The organism is Streptomyces sp. NPDC018019, from assembly GCF_044327805.1.
GTDB lineage: Bacteria > Actinomycetota > Actinomycetes > Streptomycetales > Streptomycetaceae > Streptomyces.
The window spans coordinates 157,207-170,903 of sequence record NZ_JBIRGD010000013.1 but is presented as its reverse complement, the minus strand read 5'-3'; the positions used below and the strand labels follow the sequence as shown (position 1 = coordinate 170,903).

General features: G+C 74.8%; 11 protein-coding genes and 1 pseudogene. 7 read left to right on the top strand and 5 right to left on the bottom strand.

The genetic code is table 11. The annotated features are described in order from the left end of the window. The first annotated feature begins 147 nt into the window (after window positions 1–147). The 5 genes and pseudogenes from ACH4FX_RS22250 (at window position 148) to ACH4FX_RS22230 (ending at window position 6,569) form a co-directional block, all read left to right on the top strand. Complete coding sequence (locus ACH4FX_RS22250; RefSeq protein ID WP_398481468.1) at window positions 148–1,053, top strand: arginase family protein; 906 nt, start codon at window positions 148–150, stop codon at window positions 1,051–1,053. Window positions 1,054–1,162: 109 nt separating this feature from the next. Next, on the top strand, window positions 1,163–3,184 hold the full coding sequence (locus ACH4FX_RS22245) for a DUF5107 domain-containing protein (RefSeq protein WP_398481466.1): 2,022 nt from the start codon (window positions 1,163–1,165) through the stop codon (window positions 3,182–3,184). Window positions 3,185–3,287: 103 nt separating this feature from the next. After that, window positions 3,288–3,833: pseudogene (locus ACH4FX_RS22240) on the top strand (aminoglycoside adenylyltransferase domain-containing protein); the annotation flags it as partial. A gap of 307 nt (window positions 3,834–4,140) precedes the next feature. Further along, window positions 4,141–5,010, top strand: coding sequence for a methyltransferase domain-containing protein (locus ACH4FX_RS22235; RefSeq protein ID WP_398481465.1), 870 nt, complete (start codon window positions 4,141–4,143; stop codon window positions 5,008–5,010). Between the two features lie 215 nt (window positions 5,011–5,225). Next, window positions 5,226–6,569, top strand: a complete 1,344-nt coding sequence (locus ACH4FX_RS22230; protein ID WP_398481463.1) for a cytochrome P450 — start codon at window positions 5,226–5,228, stop codon at window positions 6,567–6,569. A 24-nt stretch (window positions 6,570–6,593) separates the two neighbouring features. On the opposite strand, the gene ACH4FX_RS22225 is transcribed toward ACH4FX_RS22230, so the two are convergent. Together ACH4FX_RS22225 and ACH4FX_RS22220 are read right to left on the bottom strand one after the other, a co-directional pair. Beyond that, window positions 6,594–7,742 carry a glutamate dehydrogenase gene (locus tag ACH4FX_RS22225; RefSeq protein ID WP_398481461.1) on the bottom strand — a complete coding sequence of 383 codons (1,149 nt, stop codon included), beginning with the start codon at window positions 7,740–7,742 and terminating at the stop codon, window positions 6,594–6,596. Continuing rightward, window positions 7,739–8,419 carry a hypothetical protein gene (locus tag ACH4FX_RS22220; protein WP_398481459.1) on the bottom strand — a complete coding sequence of 227 codons (681 nt, stop codon included), beginning with the start codon at window positions 8,417–8,419 and terminating at the stop codon, window positions 7,739–7,741. The genes ACH4FX_RS22225 and ACH4FX_RS22220 overlap by 4 nt, the downstream gene beginning before the upstream one ends. Window positions 8,420–8,700: 281 nt before the next feature. Here ACH4FX_RS22220 and ACH4FX_RS22215 point away from each other — a divergent pair, with 281 nt between their 5' ends. Then, window positions 8,701–10,053, top strand: a complete 1,353-nt coding sequence (locus ACH4FX_RS22215) for a cytochrome P450 (RefSeq protein ID WP_398481457.1) — start codon at window positions 8,701–8,703, stop codon at window positions 10,051–10,053. 58 nt (window positions 10,054–10,111) lie between these two features. Further along, window positions 10,112–11,035: an NADP-dependent oxidoreductase gene (locus ACH4FX_RS22210; protein ID WP_398481455.1), complete on the top strand. Its 924-nt coding sequence runs from the start codon at window positions 10,112–10,114 to the stop codon at window positions 11,033–11,035. A gap of 21 nt (window positions 11,036–11,056) precedes the next feature. On the opposite strand, the gene ACH4FX_RS22205 is transcribed toward ACH4FX_RS22210, so the two are convergent. From ACH4FX_RS22205 to ACH4FX_RS22195, 3 genes are all read right to left on the bottom strand, one after another. Further along, window positions 11,057–11,407, bottom strand: a complete 351-nt coding sequence (locus ACH4FX_RS22205) for a VOC family protein (protein ID WP_398481453.1) — start codon at window positions 11,405–11,407, stop codon at window positions 11,057–11,059. A gap of 79 nt (window positions 11,408–11,486) precedes the next feature. Beyond that, entirely contained in the window at window positions 11,487–12,659 is a 1,173-nt protein-coding gene (locus ACH4FX_RS22200; protein ID WP_398481646.1) for a CapA family protein, read from the bottom strand. A gap of 126 nt (window positions 12,660–12,785) precedes the next feature. Beyond that, window positions 12,786–13,640, bottom strand: a complete 855-nt coding sequence (locus tag ACH4FX_RS22195) for a class I SAM-dependent methyltransferase (protein WP_398481451.1) — start codon at window positions 13,638–13,640, stop codon at window positions 12,786–12,788. Window positions 13,641–13,697: the final 57 nt, after the last annotated feature.

Genomic DNA, 13,697 nt, shown 5'->3' with positions numbered 1-13,697 from the left:
GTATCGATGCGCTTGCAACGGTACGATACGGTGCCCGGCCGCGCGTTCCCTTTTCCCGGCGCCCGGCCCCCGACGTGCCCGCCCGCCCCGCTCTCCGGCCCCCGGAACCCCGTTGCCCCTCGGCGTCCGGTGCGGTGAGATGACCGGATGCGCCGCATCGTGCTCCTCGACGCCCCCTCCAACCTCGGCCTGCGCCCGCCCGCCCCGGGCACCGTCCCCGGCTGTTACAAGCTGGCCGGCGCCCTGCGCGAACAGGGCCTGCTGCGGCGGCTCGGCGCCCTGGAAGGCGGCGTGGTCGTCCCGCCCCGCTACGACCTGGGCGATTGGCGGGAGGGCGACGGCGACTTCAACGCCGCCGCCATCGCGGACTACACGCGCCGGCTCGCCGCCCGCGTCGAGACACACGTGCGCGCGGGCGAGTTCCCGGTCCTCCTGGGCGGCGACTGCTCCATCCTGCTCGGCGCCGCCCTGGCCCTGCGCCGCACCGGCCGGTACGGCGTCGCCTACCTCGACGGGCACGCCGACTTCCGGCACCCGGGCAACACCGGCCGCAGCGGCCCGGTCGGCGCCGCGGCCGGCGAGGGCACCGCCCAGATCACCGGCCGCGGCCAGCCCGACCTCACCGGCATCGACGGCCTCGGACCGTACGTACGCGACACCGACCTGCACATCCTCGGCATCCGCGACGACGACGAGGACCGCTCGGAACTGACCGGCCTGGGCATCTCCCACCGCACGGCCACCGAGATCCGGCAGCAGGAACCGGCCGCCGTCGCCCGCAAGGTGCTGCGCGACATCCAGAACACCACCCCGGACGGCTTCTGGATCCACCTGGACGCGGATGTGCTCGACCCGAGCGTCATGCCCGCCGTCGACAGCCCCGACCCCGGCGGCCTGCTCCCCGCGGAACTGCGCGAGCTGCTGGCGCCGTTGGCCGCCTCGCCGCGCTGCGTGGGGCTCGACCTCGCCATCTACGACCCGGACCTCGACCCCGAGGGCACCGGCGCGGTGCTCCTCGCCGGCCTCCTCGAAAGCGTCCTGGCGCGGCCCTGACCGCAGTCGGCCTCAATAGGCCCTGTTCAGGCGCGCGCCGACAGGGTTCCATGGTCAACAGGCGGCCACCGCACCCGAGGTGGCCCGGTACCACCATGCGAGGCGAGCCGTGGCCACGAGTGTGCGACGCACGACCCTGTCCCTTCCCGCAGCACCCGTCGGCCCGGCCAGCCCGCTGCCCGCCCTACGTGCCCCGGCCGACGTGCACCGCGTCGAGCTGTCCACGGACCTGGACCTGCCGCCCGACATGGCGCGCCAGCTCCGCTACGCGCCGCTGGACTCCCTGCTGCCCGTGAGCATCCGCGACGGCTACGGCCGGACGCGCGCCGACACCACCCTCGACGCGCTCGTCATCGAGAACGACCGGCTGCGCGCCACCGTCCTGCCCGGCCTCGGCGGCCGGGTGCACTCCCTGCACCACAAGCCCACCGGCCGCGAACTCCTGTACCGCAACCCCGTGCTCCAGCCCGCCCACTTCGCCCTCAACGGCGCCTGGTTCTCCGGCGGCATCGAGTGGAACATCGGCGCCACCGGCCACACCACGCTCTCCTGCGCCCCGGTGCACGCCGCGACCGTACCGGCGCCCGACGGCGGCGAGATGCTGCGGCTGTGGGAGTGGGAACGGCTGCGGAACCTGCCCTTCCAGGTGGACCTCTGGCTCCCGGAAAGCTCCGACTTCCTCCACGTCGGCGTCCGCATCCGCAATCCGCACCTGACCGCGGTGCCCGCCTACTGGTGGTCCAACACCGCCGTACCGGAGGACGAGCACACTCGCGTCCTCGCCCCGGCGGACGCGGCCTGGCACTTCGGCTACGAGCACCGGCTGCGCCGCATCCCCGTACCCGAGTCCGACGGCGCCGACCGCACGTACCCGCTGCGCAGCGAATTCCCCGCCGACCACTTCTACGACATCCCGGACGGCGAGCGCCGCTGGATCGCCTCGCTCGACGCCACCGGCCGCGGCCTGGTGCACACCTCCACCGACACGCTGCGCGGCCGGAAGCTGTTCCTGTGGGGCGCGGGCCGCGCCGGACGCCGCTGGCAGCAGTGGCTCACCGAGCCCGGCACCGGCGGCTACGCGGAGATCCAGGCGGGCCTGGCCCGTACGCAGCTGGAACATCTGCGCCTGGACGGCGGCGCGGAGTTCGCCTGGCTGGAGGCGTACGGGCCGCTCGCCGCCGACCCCGCGGCGGTGCACGGCCGGGACTGGGACGCGGCCCGCCGCGCGGTCGGCGACCGGCTCGAAGCGGCGCTGCCGCGCGACAGCGTGGACGCCGCCTACGCCGCCTGGCGGCCGTACGCCGACCTCGAACCGAAGGAGACGCTGGCCACCGGCTCCGGCTGGGGCGCCCTGGAACAGGCCCGCACCGGCCACGAGCTGCCCGGCACCCCCTTCGCCGAGTCCACCCTCGGCCCCGAACAACGCCCCTGGCTGACCCTGCTGCACACCGGCGACTTCCCGCGCGGGGCGGATGTGCCCACCGCGTCCCTGGTCGCCCCGCCGTGGCGGGACCTGCTGGAGTCCGCGCCGCCCGGCCCGGCCACCGACCACCACCTCGGCATCGCCCAGTGGCACGCGGGCGACCGGGCCCAGGCCGTCCGCAGCTGGGAACGGGCCCTGGCGCACGGCGCGGACTGCCGGCCCCTGTACTGCCTCGCCGTCGCCGAGGAGACCGCGGGCGAGACGGCGCGCGCGGCGCAGCGCTACGCCGAGGCGCTGGCCTGCGCTCCCGACGACACCGAGGAGGAACCGGCGGCGGACACCGCGCCGCTCCTCCCGGCCCTGGTACGGGCCGCGGTCCCCGCGCTGCTCGCGGCCGGGCGGAGCGACGAGGCCGCCGCCGCCCTCGGCCGTCTCCCGGCGGACCTCCGCGCCGACGGCCGCTTCGCCCTGCTGACCGCCCAGGCCGCCCTGGCGCAGGGGGACGTACGGGCCGCCCGCGCCGTCTTCGACCGCGGCTTCGAGGTCCCCGACCTCCGCGAGGGCGACGAAGTCCTCAGCGACACCTGGTACGCCATCGCCGAGCGCATGACCGCGGGCACCGGCCCGGTCACCGACACCGTCCGGGCCAGGGCCCGCGCCGACCACCCGCTCCCGGAGCGCTACGAATTCCGGATGCGGGCGGTGTGAGGCACGGCACCGGTGACGGGCGCCGGGCCGGCCGCCGGAAACGCGCGTGCCGGTAAGCGGGCGGTGCCCGACACTGACGTGATGGAGCAGCTTGAGCAGACCACCGGACGAACTGACCGTCGTCGTCCGGTCCGAGGTGCGCCCCTGGCGGTACCCACCGACCGGGGATTTCCTGTACGGCGAGTGGCTGCGCGACGAACTCCGGACGGGCGGGCCACCACGGCCCGGCCCGATGCCGGACCTGGCCCTGGCGCTCACGGCGGTGCTGGCGGGCGACCACCCGCTCACCGGCCCGCCTCCCGCCGCGCTCCTCGACCCCGTGCCGCACACCGACCTCGTCCGGGCGAGCGTCGCGGGCATCCCCGACCTCCTCGACGCCCTGGCCGACGACACCCGCAACGTCCTGCTCACCCTCGCCCGCGTCTGGACCACCCTCGCCACGGGCGAGATCAGACCCAAGGACGCCGCCGCGGACTGGGCCCTCGCCCGCCTCCCCGCACCACACCGCCCCGTCCTGGAACACGCCAGACACCTGTACCTCAACTGCCTCTACACGGAAGAGGAATGGTCCCAAGCCCTGAAGGCCCGGCTGCGCCCCCACGTGGCAGAGGTCCTCACCCACATCACCGACCTGCACCGAGACAGATGAGTCACCGGCCTGCGGGGAACGGCGCCTCCGCCACAATGGGGCCGCGCATCACAGCGGACGAACCCGGCCCGACCCGCCGTCGCACCCCAGCTCTGGGGAGAGGTGGCGTTTTCCCGGGGCGGGGCCGGAGACTGGTTGCCGGTGGGGTCGGTCGGTGGGAGGGGTGCGTCGTGGTGGGGCATCGGCAGGAGCAGAACGGGCAGGTCGGCGGGGAGCACGCGAGTCCGGGGGAGCCGGGCAGTCCGATGCCGCGGGACGACACGCCGCCGGAGCACGAGGACGACGAGTAGCGCGGCCCGGTGCCGGGATGGTGGACGCGGCGTCGTTGCGACGGGCGTGTGCGGCCGCGATCGACGGGTACGACGGCGGCTACTTCCACGGCCGCGACTGGCTGCGGGCGGCGTTCCTGGAGGTGCCGCGGGAGCATTTCGTACCGGACCGGGTGTGGTGGCCCAACCCGCAGGACGGGCGCTACCCGGTGCTGGACCGCACCGAGCGCCCGCGGCAGTGGCTCAAGGCGGTCTACCGCCCTCTGACCGCGTTGATCACGCAGATCGACGACGGCCGGGTACGGCCCGAGGACGGGCCCGCCGCCGCCGGCGGGTGTTTCACCAGTTCCCTCTCCTGCAGCGCCGTCATCGTCGACATGCTGCACCACCTCGATCCGCAGCCGCTCGACAAGGTCCTGGAGATCGGTACGGGCAGCGGCTACACCACCGCGCTGCTCGCCCGCCGTGTCGGCGCCGCCAACATCGTCACGGTGGAGATCGACGACGAGCTGGCCCGGCGGGCCGCCGGCAACCTCACCGCACTCCGTCTCGCCCCGCACACCGTGGTCGGGGACGGCGAGGCCGGGTACGCCGAGGCCGCGCCGTACGACCGCATCCTGTCCACGGCGGCCGTCCGCCACGTCCCCGCCGCCTGGCCGCGCCAGGTCCGCCCCGGGGGAGTGATCGTCACCCCGCTCGACACCCCCTACCACACCGACGCCCTGCTCAGACTGGTCTGCGACGGCCACGGCAACGCCACCGGCCACCTCGTCAAAGCCGTCTCCTTCATGAAGACCCGCGCCCAACGCCCCCGCCGCTCCTACGGAGAGCTGGGCTGGCCCGGCTGGAGCGAGCACCGCGTCACCGTCGGGGCGGACGGCCAGCGCATCCATACGGAAGGGGCGTGACCGGGCGATCGTGTCCGGCCGGTCGTGACCGAATGGCCGTGACCGAACGGCCGTGTTCGGCCGGTCGTGACCGAATGGCCCGGTGTGGCTGGGCGGGGGAGCGGTGGACGGTGCGTAGGGTGCGGTGCGCGGGCCGGGGTGCGAGCCGGCAGTGACCGGGCTCGCTCGGGGTGCCCGGCCGTGTCCGTCACACCGCGCCGCGAAAGAGCACCGCCATGCCGACCCGTACCGACAACCGGCCGCACACCGTCGCCCTGCGGCACGTCCTCGGCGGCCTGCGGGCGGGCGGCCCGCTGGAGCTGATGGAGCGTGCCGGGCGGCAGTCGCAGGGCGCGCTGACCCGGCTGGACCTGGGGGCCTTCCGGCCTTTCCTGGTCACCCACCCCGACCATCTGCGGCACGTCCTGCGCGACCACGGTGCGAACTACCGCCGGGGCACGGCGATGTGGAAGGCGATGGGCCGTCTGACGGGGCTGGGGATCGCGGGCGAGGGGCCGCAGTGGCGGGCCAGCCGGGACCTGTGGTGCAAGGGCCTGGCGGGTGGCGCGCACGCCTTCGCCGACGGGACGGCGGCCGCGGTCGCCGACGCGGTGGCGGAGCTGGAGGCGCGGGTGGCGGCGGGCGCGACCGTGGACGCGGTGACGGAGATGACCCGGATCGTGCTCCGGGTCGTGAACCCGGTGTTCTTCGGCTCGCGCATCCCGCAGCGGGAGTGCGACCGGCTCGCCGCGGCGGTCGCCGTCGCCTTCGACTCGCTGCTGTGGCGGATGGCGCTGCCCTTCGTGCCGCTCGCGGTGCCGCTGCCGGGCGACCGCGCCTTCGCCCGTGCCACCCGTACGGTCAACGGCATCCTGCTGCCGCTGATCCGTCGGGCGCGGCACGCGCGGCACAGCGGCCCGGACCTGATGAGCGCGCTGCTCGACGGGGCGGACGCCGACGGCCGGGCGCTGAGCGACGCGCAGGTGGCGCAGGACATCGTGGCCCTGTTCGTGGCGGGTTCGGAGTCCAGCGCGCTCACGTTGACCTGGACCTGGGTCGCCCTCGCGGAGCACCCCGGCCTCGCGGCGGAGGTCCGCCGCGAGGCCGACGCGGTGCTGGGCGGCGGGCCGCCCCGGCCCGGGCACGCCCGCAACCTGGAGCTCACCCGGAGGGTGCTGGCCGAGGTCTGCCGTCTGTACACGATGGCGTGGGCGGTGCCGCGGGCGGCCGCCGCCGAGGACGTCATCGACGGGGTGGCCATCCCGGCCGGCGCCACCCTGGTGCTCTCCCCCTATCTGACCCACCGGCTGCCCGCCTTCTGGGAGCAGCCGCTGCGCTTCGACCCCGGCCGTTTCACCGAGGAGCGCGTCCGCGGTCGGCACCCGCTCGCGTACCTGCCCTTCGGGGACGGGCCCCACCAGTGTGTCGGCCAGTCGTTCTTCTTCCAGCAGGCGGCCCTCGTCGTGGCCGCGATGACGAGCCGGTTCCGTATCGCCGTGCCGACGCGCGCGGAACCGAGGGCCGCGGTCGCGCTGCGGCCGCGGGGCCGCGTCGACCTGGTGCTCAGCCCACGGCGCTGACGGCGTGCCGTCGCCCCGGCGGCCTCAGAACCGGTCCCACCACCAGGCGATGGACGGGATCGGCGGCGGGGCGTCGGCGCGCGGCGCGGCCGAGGTGAAGGAGCCGGTGGTACGGACGGCCCCGGGGTGCCGGCCGTCGGGGTCGGTGTAGCGGCCGGCGCGCAGGCCCCATTCGAGGTTGCCGCGGATCAGGTGGGAGAGGTGGTCGAGGTACTGCCGCAGCGGCTCCCCGGCCCGGGGCAGCACCTGCTCGCGCAGCCGTACGAAGCGCAGGGTGAGCCGGTTGCACAGGTCCACGGCCGTGGCGGTCGCCGCTTCGAGGTCCAGGCCGTGTTCGGCGGCCAGGATGTCGACGAGGTTCAGCCGGCAGCGCGCGGGCCGGGGCGCGCGGGCGGCCAGCCAGCGCTCCTTGCCGTACGAGAACAGGTCGTCGTCGAAGGCCGCGGTGGTGAAGGCCAGTTCGCTCAACGCGCGCACCGCGGGCGCGTCCATGTCCCCGCCGGGTATCTCCGCGCCGTCGACGATCTCCATCCAGCTGGTGGTCGCCGTACCGGCCGCGGTGTGCTGGCGCAGGTGGGCGTAGTCGTCGAGGGACGGCGTACGGTCGTCCAGGCGGCAGCCGAACTCCCACAGCACGGCGAGGAACCAGGCGCGGTGCCCGTCCACCATGCGCCGCACCTGCACCGGTGTGCCTTCGGCGCGACAGCGCGCCGCCAGGTCGCCCGCCGCCTCCAGGAACGGGTCCCCGGCCCCGTCCGGCACGGTCCCCGGCGCCTCCAGCACGCGCAGCAGGCGCGTGGCGAAGCCGGCGAAGTCCCCGGGGCGCAGGCTGGCCGGGCCCTCGTCGCAGTGCAGGTCGTCGAAGGCGAACATCAGCGCGCACCAGTCGACCGCGAGTTGCAGCCGGCCGGCCGGCGCCCGGGGCATGATCCGGCCGTAGAACCCTCCGACGTCGTTGCCGGTCATCCGCACCCGTTGCGCGCCGTCCCGGCACAGGCCGTACCCGTTCAGCCAGGCCGCCGCGCGGGCGTTCAGCCGGTCGGTGTCCGGATGTACGGCGCTGGGCAGCGGGCAGTACCGCGGGGGGAGCACGACACGGATCTGCTCTGCGGCACGGGGTACCCGGACACCGGGGGCGGCCCGGCCGAGGGCACCGTCCTGGGTGGTCGTCACGGCAGCAGGGCGCGGGAGAGTGCTTGCGCCGCCTGGGCGACGTCACCACCGGCGGTACCGTCGAACACCGTTCCCTGGGCGGGCAGCGGGCTGGTGCCGAAGGCGTCCTTGAGCGCGGTGTGGCCGCCGGTGCCCAGGCTCAGGGCCGCGGCGCCCTGGGCGGCGCCCTTGGTGAGATCGACCTTGGTCTTCTCCATCTGGAAGCTGAAGGAGAACAGCTCCACCGCCTGCTGCCGCGCCCGCCCGGCCTTGGTGCCGTCGGCGGTGGCCGTACCGTTGGCCTTGTGGGAGCCGAAGTCGAACACCACGTCCGTGAAGGACACGCTGCGGCCCCCGGCCTTCGTGAAGACGATGCCGCCGTCGGCCGGTACGGACCCCTTGCTGAGGTCCAGCGCGAACTCGCCCCGGGTGATCGGCAGCCGGACACACCGGCGCCCGCCCGAATCGATGACGGTGCCCGGGCTCTTCGCCTCCAGCGCCACCCCCTGGTCGGCCAGCGCTGTGGCGACGGCGGGCGTCGGACACAGGTCCGTCTGCGCCTTGCCGACCTTCACCTGGGGAGCGGGCAGCACGCTCGGGGTCACCCCGGCCGCCGCGCCGGCCCAGGACAGGACGCAGCCTGCGGCGGCCAGCGCACAGGCCGGCACGGCGGTACGGCTCCAGCGGGGCAGTGACATCAGCGACTCCTGTCGACGGCGGCGACCAGTGGTGCGCCGCTTCGCTGACCGGCCTCCGCCCCCGCACGGGCCGGCCTCCTTCCACGCGACCACACGGCCCGCCTCCAGGCCCACCGGGCGCGGGCCACTCGGGTGACACGAGCGCCGGGACGCAGGCCGGGCCGACGGCCGCTGACCGCCGAATGGCGGCTGTGCACGGTGCCGGAGGGTGTGGCGCGCCGGTTCCGGGCCGTACGCCGCCGAGGATGAGCCGGGAACCGACTTCCGAGGAGTGCCGCCGGATGCTGTCCGAGACCGCCGCCGCTGTGCCGCGACGGCTCGCCGACCTGCCGTGCCCACCGGGGCGGCTGCCACTGCTCGGCCATGCCCTGCCGCTGGTCAACCGGCCCTTCGCGTTCCTGGAGGCGGTGCGCGACCTGGGCGACATCGTGCGCATCCGGATCGGCGGTACGCCGATGTACATGCTCAACGAGCCCGAGTACCTGCACACCATCCTCGTCACCGACGCCCACAAGATCACCCGTGGCATCCTCTTCGAACGCGGACGGAAGCTGGTGGGCAACGGCCTGCTGGGCTCCGAAGGCGCCTTCCACCTCCGGCAACGCCGGCTGATGCAGCCCGCCCTGCGGCGCACCGGCACCGTCGCCCACGCCGCGCTGCTGAGGCGCAACACCCTGCGCCTCAGTGCCTCTTGGCGCCCCGGCCAGGTGGTCGACGTGCAGCAGGCCATGACCGGTCTGGTCCTCCGCAACACCATGGACGCCCTGTTCGGCCACGACCCCGACGAGGCCACCGTCCGGACCCTGGGCCGTGCCCTGCCCGAACTGCTCGACAATCTCGTGCGCCAGTACCAGAGCCCGGCTTTCCTCGAACGCCTCCCCCTGCCCTTCAACCGGCGTGTCGCGGCCACCGGCCGCGCCGTTCACCGGACCATCGCGGACGCCGTCACCCGCCGGCTCGCCGCCCCGGGCGAGGACCTGATCAGCACACTGCTGTCGGCCCGTGACCCGGTGACCGGCGAGCCGACGCCGCCCCAGCAGGTCCACGACGAGGCCTTCGGCATCCTCCTCGCGGGGGTGGGGACCACCGCGGCCGTCCTCTCCTGGGCCTTCCACGAACTGGCCCGTCACCCCGGGGTGGAAGAGCGGGTGGTGGCCGAGGCCGGCGCCGTGGCGGACGGGGACGTGCCGCCCGGGGAATGCCTCGGCAGGCTGGACTACACGCGACGAGCCGTGCAGGACACCCTGCGCATGCACGGCGTGCTGCTGGTGATGCGGCGTACCACGGCGCCCGTACGCCTCGGCACCGTCGAACTGCCGGCCGGAACCGAACTCGGCTACAGCCCCCACAGCCTCCAGCGTGACCCTGTCCACTACCCCGATCCACTGCGCCTGGACCCGGACCGATGGCTGCTTCCGAGGACCCCGCCCCTGCCGAAGGGGGCCTTCATCCCCTTCGGCGCCGGCCGCCACCGCTGCATCGGGGAACACTTCGCCTGGGCACAGATGCTCACCGCCGTCGCCCTGCTGCTGCCCCGCTGGAAACTGCGTCCGGTGCCCGGCGAGACCGTACGCGAGATCAACGGGATGCACCCGCACCCCAGCACCCTGCACATGACCATGACACCGCGGTGAGCCGGCGTCCGCGGACGGGCGGCGGTCCCCTCGGTCGACCCACCCGGGAGACATCACCATGAAGGCAGTCATCGCACACCGCTACGGCGACCCCGACGTGCTCGAATACACCGACCGGCCGGACCCCAAGGTGGGGCCGGACTCGGTGCTGGTGCGGGTGGCGGCGGCCGGGGTCAACCCGGTGGACTGGAAGGTGCTGGCGGGGTATCTCGATCCGCTGATGAACGTGCACTTCCCGCTGATCCCCGGCTGGGACGTGGCCGGTGTGGTCGAGGCGGTCGGGCTGGACGCGACCGAGTTCGCGGTCGGTGACGAGGTCGTCGGGTACGTGCGCAAGGACGAGGTCCAGCACGGCACCTTCGCCGAGCTGGTCGCCGCGCCGGTGCGGACCCTGGCGCGCAAGCCCGCCGCGCTGAGCCGGCAGCAGGCCGCCGGGCTGCCGCTCGCCGGGCTCACCGCCCGCCAGACCCTGGACCGGGCCGGGGTGGCCGAGGGCGAGACGGTCCTGGTGCACGCCGCGGCGGGCGGGGTCGGGTCGCTCGCCGTGCAGATCGCGGTGGCCCGCGGCGCCCGTGTGATCGGTACGGCCAGTGAGCGCAACCACGACTTCCTGCGCTCCCTGGGCGCCGAGCCGGTGACGTACGGCGACGGCCTGGCCGGGCGGGTGCGGGAACTGGCCCCCGACGGGGTGGACGCGGCCGTGGACTTCGTCGGCAACGGCGTCGTCGACGTCTCACAGGAGGTGCTGCGGGACACCTCCCGGATCGCCTCCGTCGCCGACAACGAGGTGACGGCGAAGGGCGGGCACATGGTGTGGGTACGGCCGGACAGCGCCGGTCTGGCGGCGCTGGGCGACCTCGCCGACGCCGGGAAGCTCACCGTGCACGTGGACACGGTGCTGCCGCTGTCCGAGGCGGCCGAGGCGTTCCGCCGCAGCCAGCAGGGCCGGACCCGCGGGAAGATCGTGCTGGAGGTCTCCTGACACCGCGCCCGGCGGCGCGGGTCAGGCCGCCTTGCGGTCGACGTATTCGAAGACCGAGCCGTCCGGGTGGCGGGCGACGACGTTGCGGCCGATCGGCGTCGGCAGCGGGCCCGCGATGATCTGCGCGCCGACCGCCGTCAGGTCGGCCACCGCGTCGTCCACGTCGTCGACGGCGAGCGTCGCGGTGATCTTGCGGAGCACCGAGAGCTGTGCCTCCGGACCGCTCATCAGGAAGAAACAGCCGACGGCCGCGACCGAGACGCCGCCGTGGTGGAAGCGCATCGCCTCGGCGCCGGTCAGCCGTTCGTAGACACCGATCGCGGCGTCGAGATCGGTCACGCACACGCGCAGAGAGGTCCCCAGAATGTCCATGGGGGAAGCGTAGTTGGGGTGCCGCGCCCCATGCGATCAGTTGGGTGATCCGGCTCCGCTTCCCCGCCCCGCTCCCCGGTCAACCGGTCATCGTCAGGCCGTCGGCGGCGCCACCGCGGGACAGCACCACCTCGCGTACGGCGTCGCGGGCCCGCGCGTGGGCGGACCCGCCGGGCGCGTCGGCGGTCAGCGGCACCACGCGGAAGGCGTGGTCCACGTCCGTGAATTGGGGGGTGAACTCCGCCTTGGCGACGGTCCAGCGCCGCCCCGCGGCGTCCGGCGGGGCGAAGGTGAAGCGGGCCATCGAACTCTGGTTGCCGCGGGAGTCCACCGCGCCCTGCGGGTTGTACATGTAGCCGGCCAGCTGGTCGCCCATCCCGTAGACGACCCAGGTGCCGTTGACCTTCTCGTACGCCTGCGGGACGTGCGCGTGGGTGCCGATGATCAGGTCGATGTCGGGGCGCCCCCCGGTACGGGCGGCGGTGAGGGACCGGGCGAGGGAGCGCTGCTGCGCGTCGGGTTCCTGCTGCCACTCGGTGCCCCAGTGGAGGCTGGCCACGACCACGTCGGCGCCCGCCCGGCGGGCGGCCCGCGCGTCGGCGAGGATCGTGTCCCGGTCGATGAGGTTGACCGTCCAGGGCCGCCCTTCGGGTACGGCGATGCCGTTCGTGCCGTACGTGTACGCGAGCTGCGCGACGGTCGCCCGGCCGGCCTTGAGGAGGGTGGGGCGGGCGGCCTCGTCGGCGGAGCGGGCCGAGCCGGCGTGCCGTACGCCCGCCGCGTCCAGGGCGCCGAGCGTGCGGCGCACCCCGTCGGCGCCCGCGTCCAGGGTGTGGTTGGAGGCGGTGGAGCAGGAGTCGTAGCCGGTGGCCTTGAGGGCGGCGGCGACCTGTGGCGGGGACTGGAAGGCGGGGTAGCCGGTGAAGGGGCCGCCGTCCGGGCCGTACACCGTCTCCATGTGGCAGATCGCCAGGTCGGCGCCGGACACCTGGGGGCGGACCGCGGCGAACATGGGCCCGAAGTCGTGGCCGCGGCCGTGCGCGTCCTTGCGGGCCTGTTCGATGATCTCGGTGTGCGGGAGCACGTCCCCGGTGGCCAGGAGGGTGAAGCCACCGGGCCGCGCGGCCTTGGCGGGCTGCCCGGAGGTGGCGCCGGGGCGCCCCGCGGCGGGCCGTTGGGGGCCGCAGGCCGCCGAGAGGAGCGTCAGCGCCGCCAGGGCGGCCAGGGCGGCGGGAGCGGCCCGTCCGTGCATCGGTCTCACGGATCTTTCCTACCGGCGCCCCGGGGATGGTGCGCGTCGGGCGTGGCGGTCGGGTCAGCGGCCGTCGTACGGGCCCGGGCGGCGGACCAGCCCGGGCCCGTACCGCGGCACCGGGTGTCAGACCCGGCAGAGGATCTCCCCGTGCAGCACGCCGAACCAGGCGTCCTCCCGCGCGCCCCACTCCCGCCAGGCACCGGCGATCCGGTGCAGTTCGTCCTCGGTGGCGTGCCCGCCGTCCACCGCCAGCCGGGCGTACGAGGAGGCCACCGTGCGGTCCGCCCACAGGCCGCTCCACCAGGCGCGTTCCTCGGGGGCCGCGTAGCACCAGGCGGTGGCGGTCGAGGTGATCGCGGTATCGGCGAAACCGGCCTCCCGCGCCCAGGCGCGCAGGCGCCGCCCGGCGTCCGGCTCGCCGCCGTTGGCGCGGGCCACCCGGTGGTAGAGGTCCAGCCAGCCGTCCATGCCGTCGACGGCCGGGTACCAGGTCATGGCCGCGTAGTCCGCGTCCCGTACGGCCACCACGCCGCCCGGCTTCGTCACCCGCCGCATCTCGCGCAGCGCCCGGACCGGGTCGCCCACGTGCTGGAGGACCTGGTGGGCGTGGGTGACGCAGAAGGAGCCGGCCGGGAAGTCCAGGGCGTGGACATCGCCGGTCACGAAGCGGACGTTGGTCAGACCGCGCGCCTCGGCGGTGGCCCGCGCCTGTTCCAGCACCTCCGGTGCGCGTTCCAGCCCGGTCACCCGGCCCCGCGGCACCAGCGCGGCCAGGTCGGCCGTGATGGTGCCGGGGCCGCAGCCGATGTCCAGGATCTCCATGTGCGGCTCGAGCGCGCCCAGCAGGTACGCGGCCGAGTTGGCCGCGGTGCGCCAGGTGTGCGAGCGCAGCACGGACTCGTGGTGCCCGTGCGTGTAGACGGCGGACTCACGGTGCCCGTGGGATTCGTGGGCGTGGACGGCGGACTCGTGCGGCATGGCGGACGGCTCCTTCGCTCTCCCGGTCGGTGGCCGTCCTCACCGTACGCCGGATGA

Coding starts and splice junctions, on each gene's coding strand:
- ACH4FX_RS22210 (WP_398481455.1), top strand. CDS start 10,112: ATGAAGGCAGTCATCGCACACCGCTACGGCGACCCCGACGTGCTCGAA.
- ACH4FX_RS22205 (WP_398481453.1), bottom strand. CDS start 11,407: ATGGACATTCTGGGGACCTCTCTGCGCGTGTGCGTGACCGATCTCGAC.
- ACH4FX_RS22230 (WP_398481463.1), top strand. CDS start 5,226: ATGCCGACCCGTACCGACAACCGGCCGCACACCGTCGCCCTGCGGCAC.
- ACH4FX_RS22195 (WP_398481451.1), bottom strand. CDS start 13,640: ATGCCGCACGAGTCCGCCGTCCACGCCCACGAATCCCACGGGCACCGT.
- ACH4FX_RS22200 (WP_398481646.1), bottom strand. CDS start 12,659: ATGCACGGACGGGCCGCTCCCGCCGCCCTGGCCGCCCTGGCGGCGCTG.
- ACH4FX_RS22250 (WP_398481468.1), top strand. CDS start 148: ATGCGCCGCATCGTGCTCCTCGACGCCCCCTCCAACCTCGGCCTGCGC.
- ACH4FX_RS22235 (WP_398481465.1), top strand. CDS start 4,141: ATGGTGGACGCGGCGTCGTTGCGACGGGCGTGTGCGGCCGCGATCGAC.
- ACH4FX_RS22215 (WP_398481457.1), top strand. CDS start 8,701: ATGCTGTCCGAGACCGCCGCCGCTGTGCCGCGACGGCTCGCCGACCTG.
- ACH4FX_RS22220 (WP_398481459.1), bottom strand. CDS start 8,419: ATGTCACTGCCCCGCTGGAGCCGTACCGCCGTGCCGGCCTGTGCGCTG.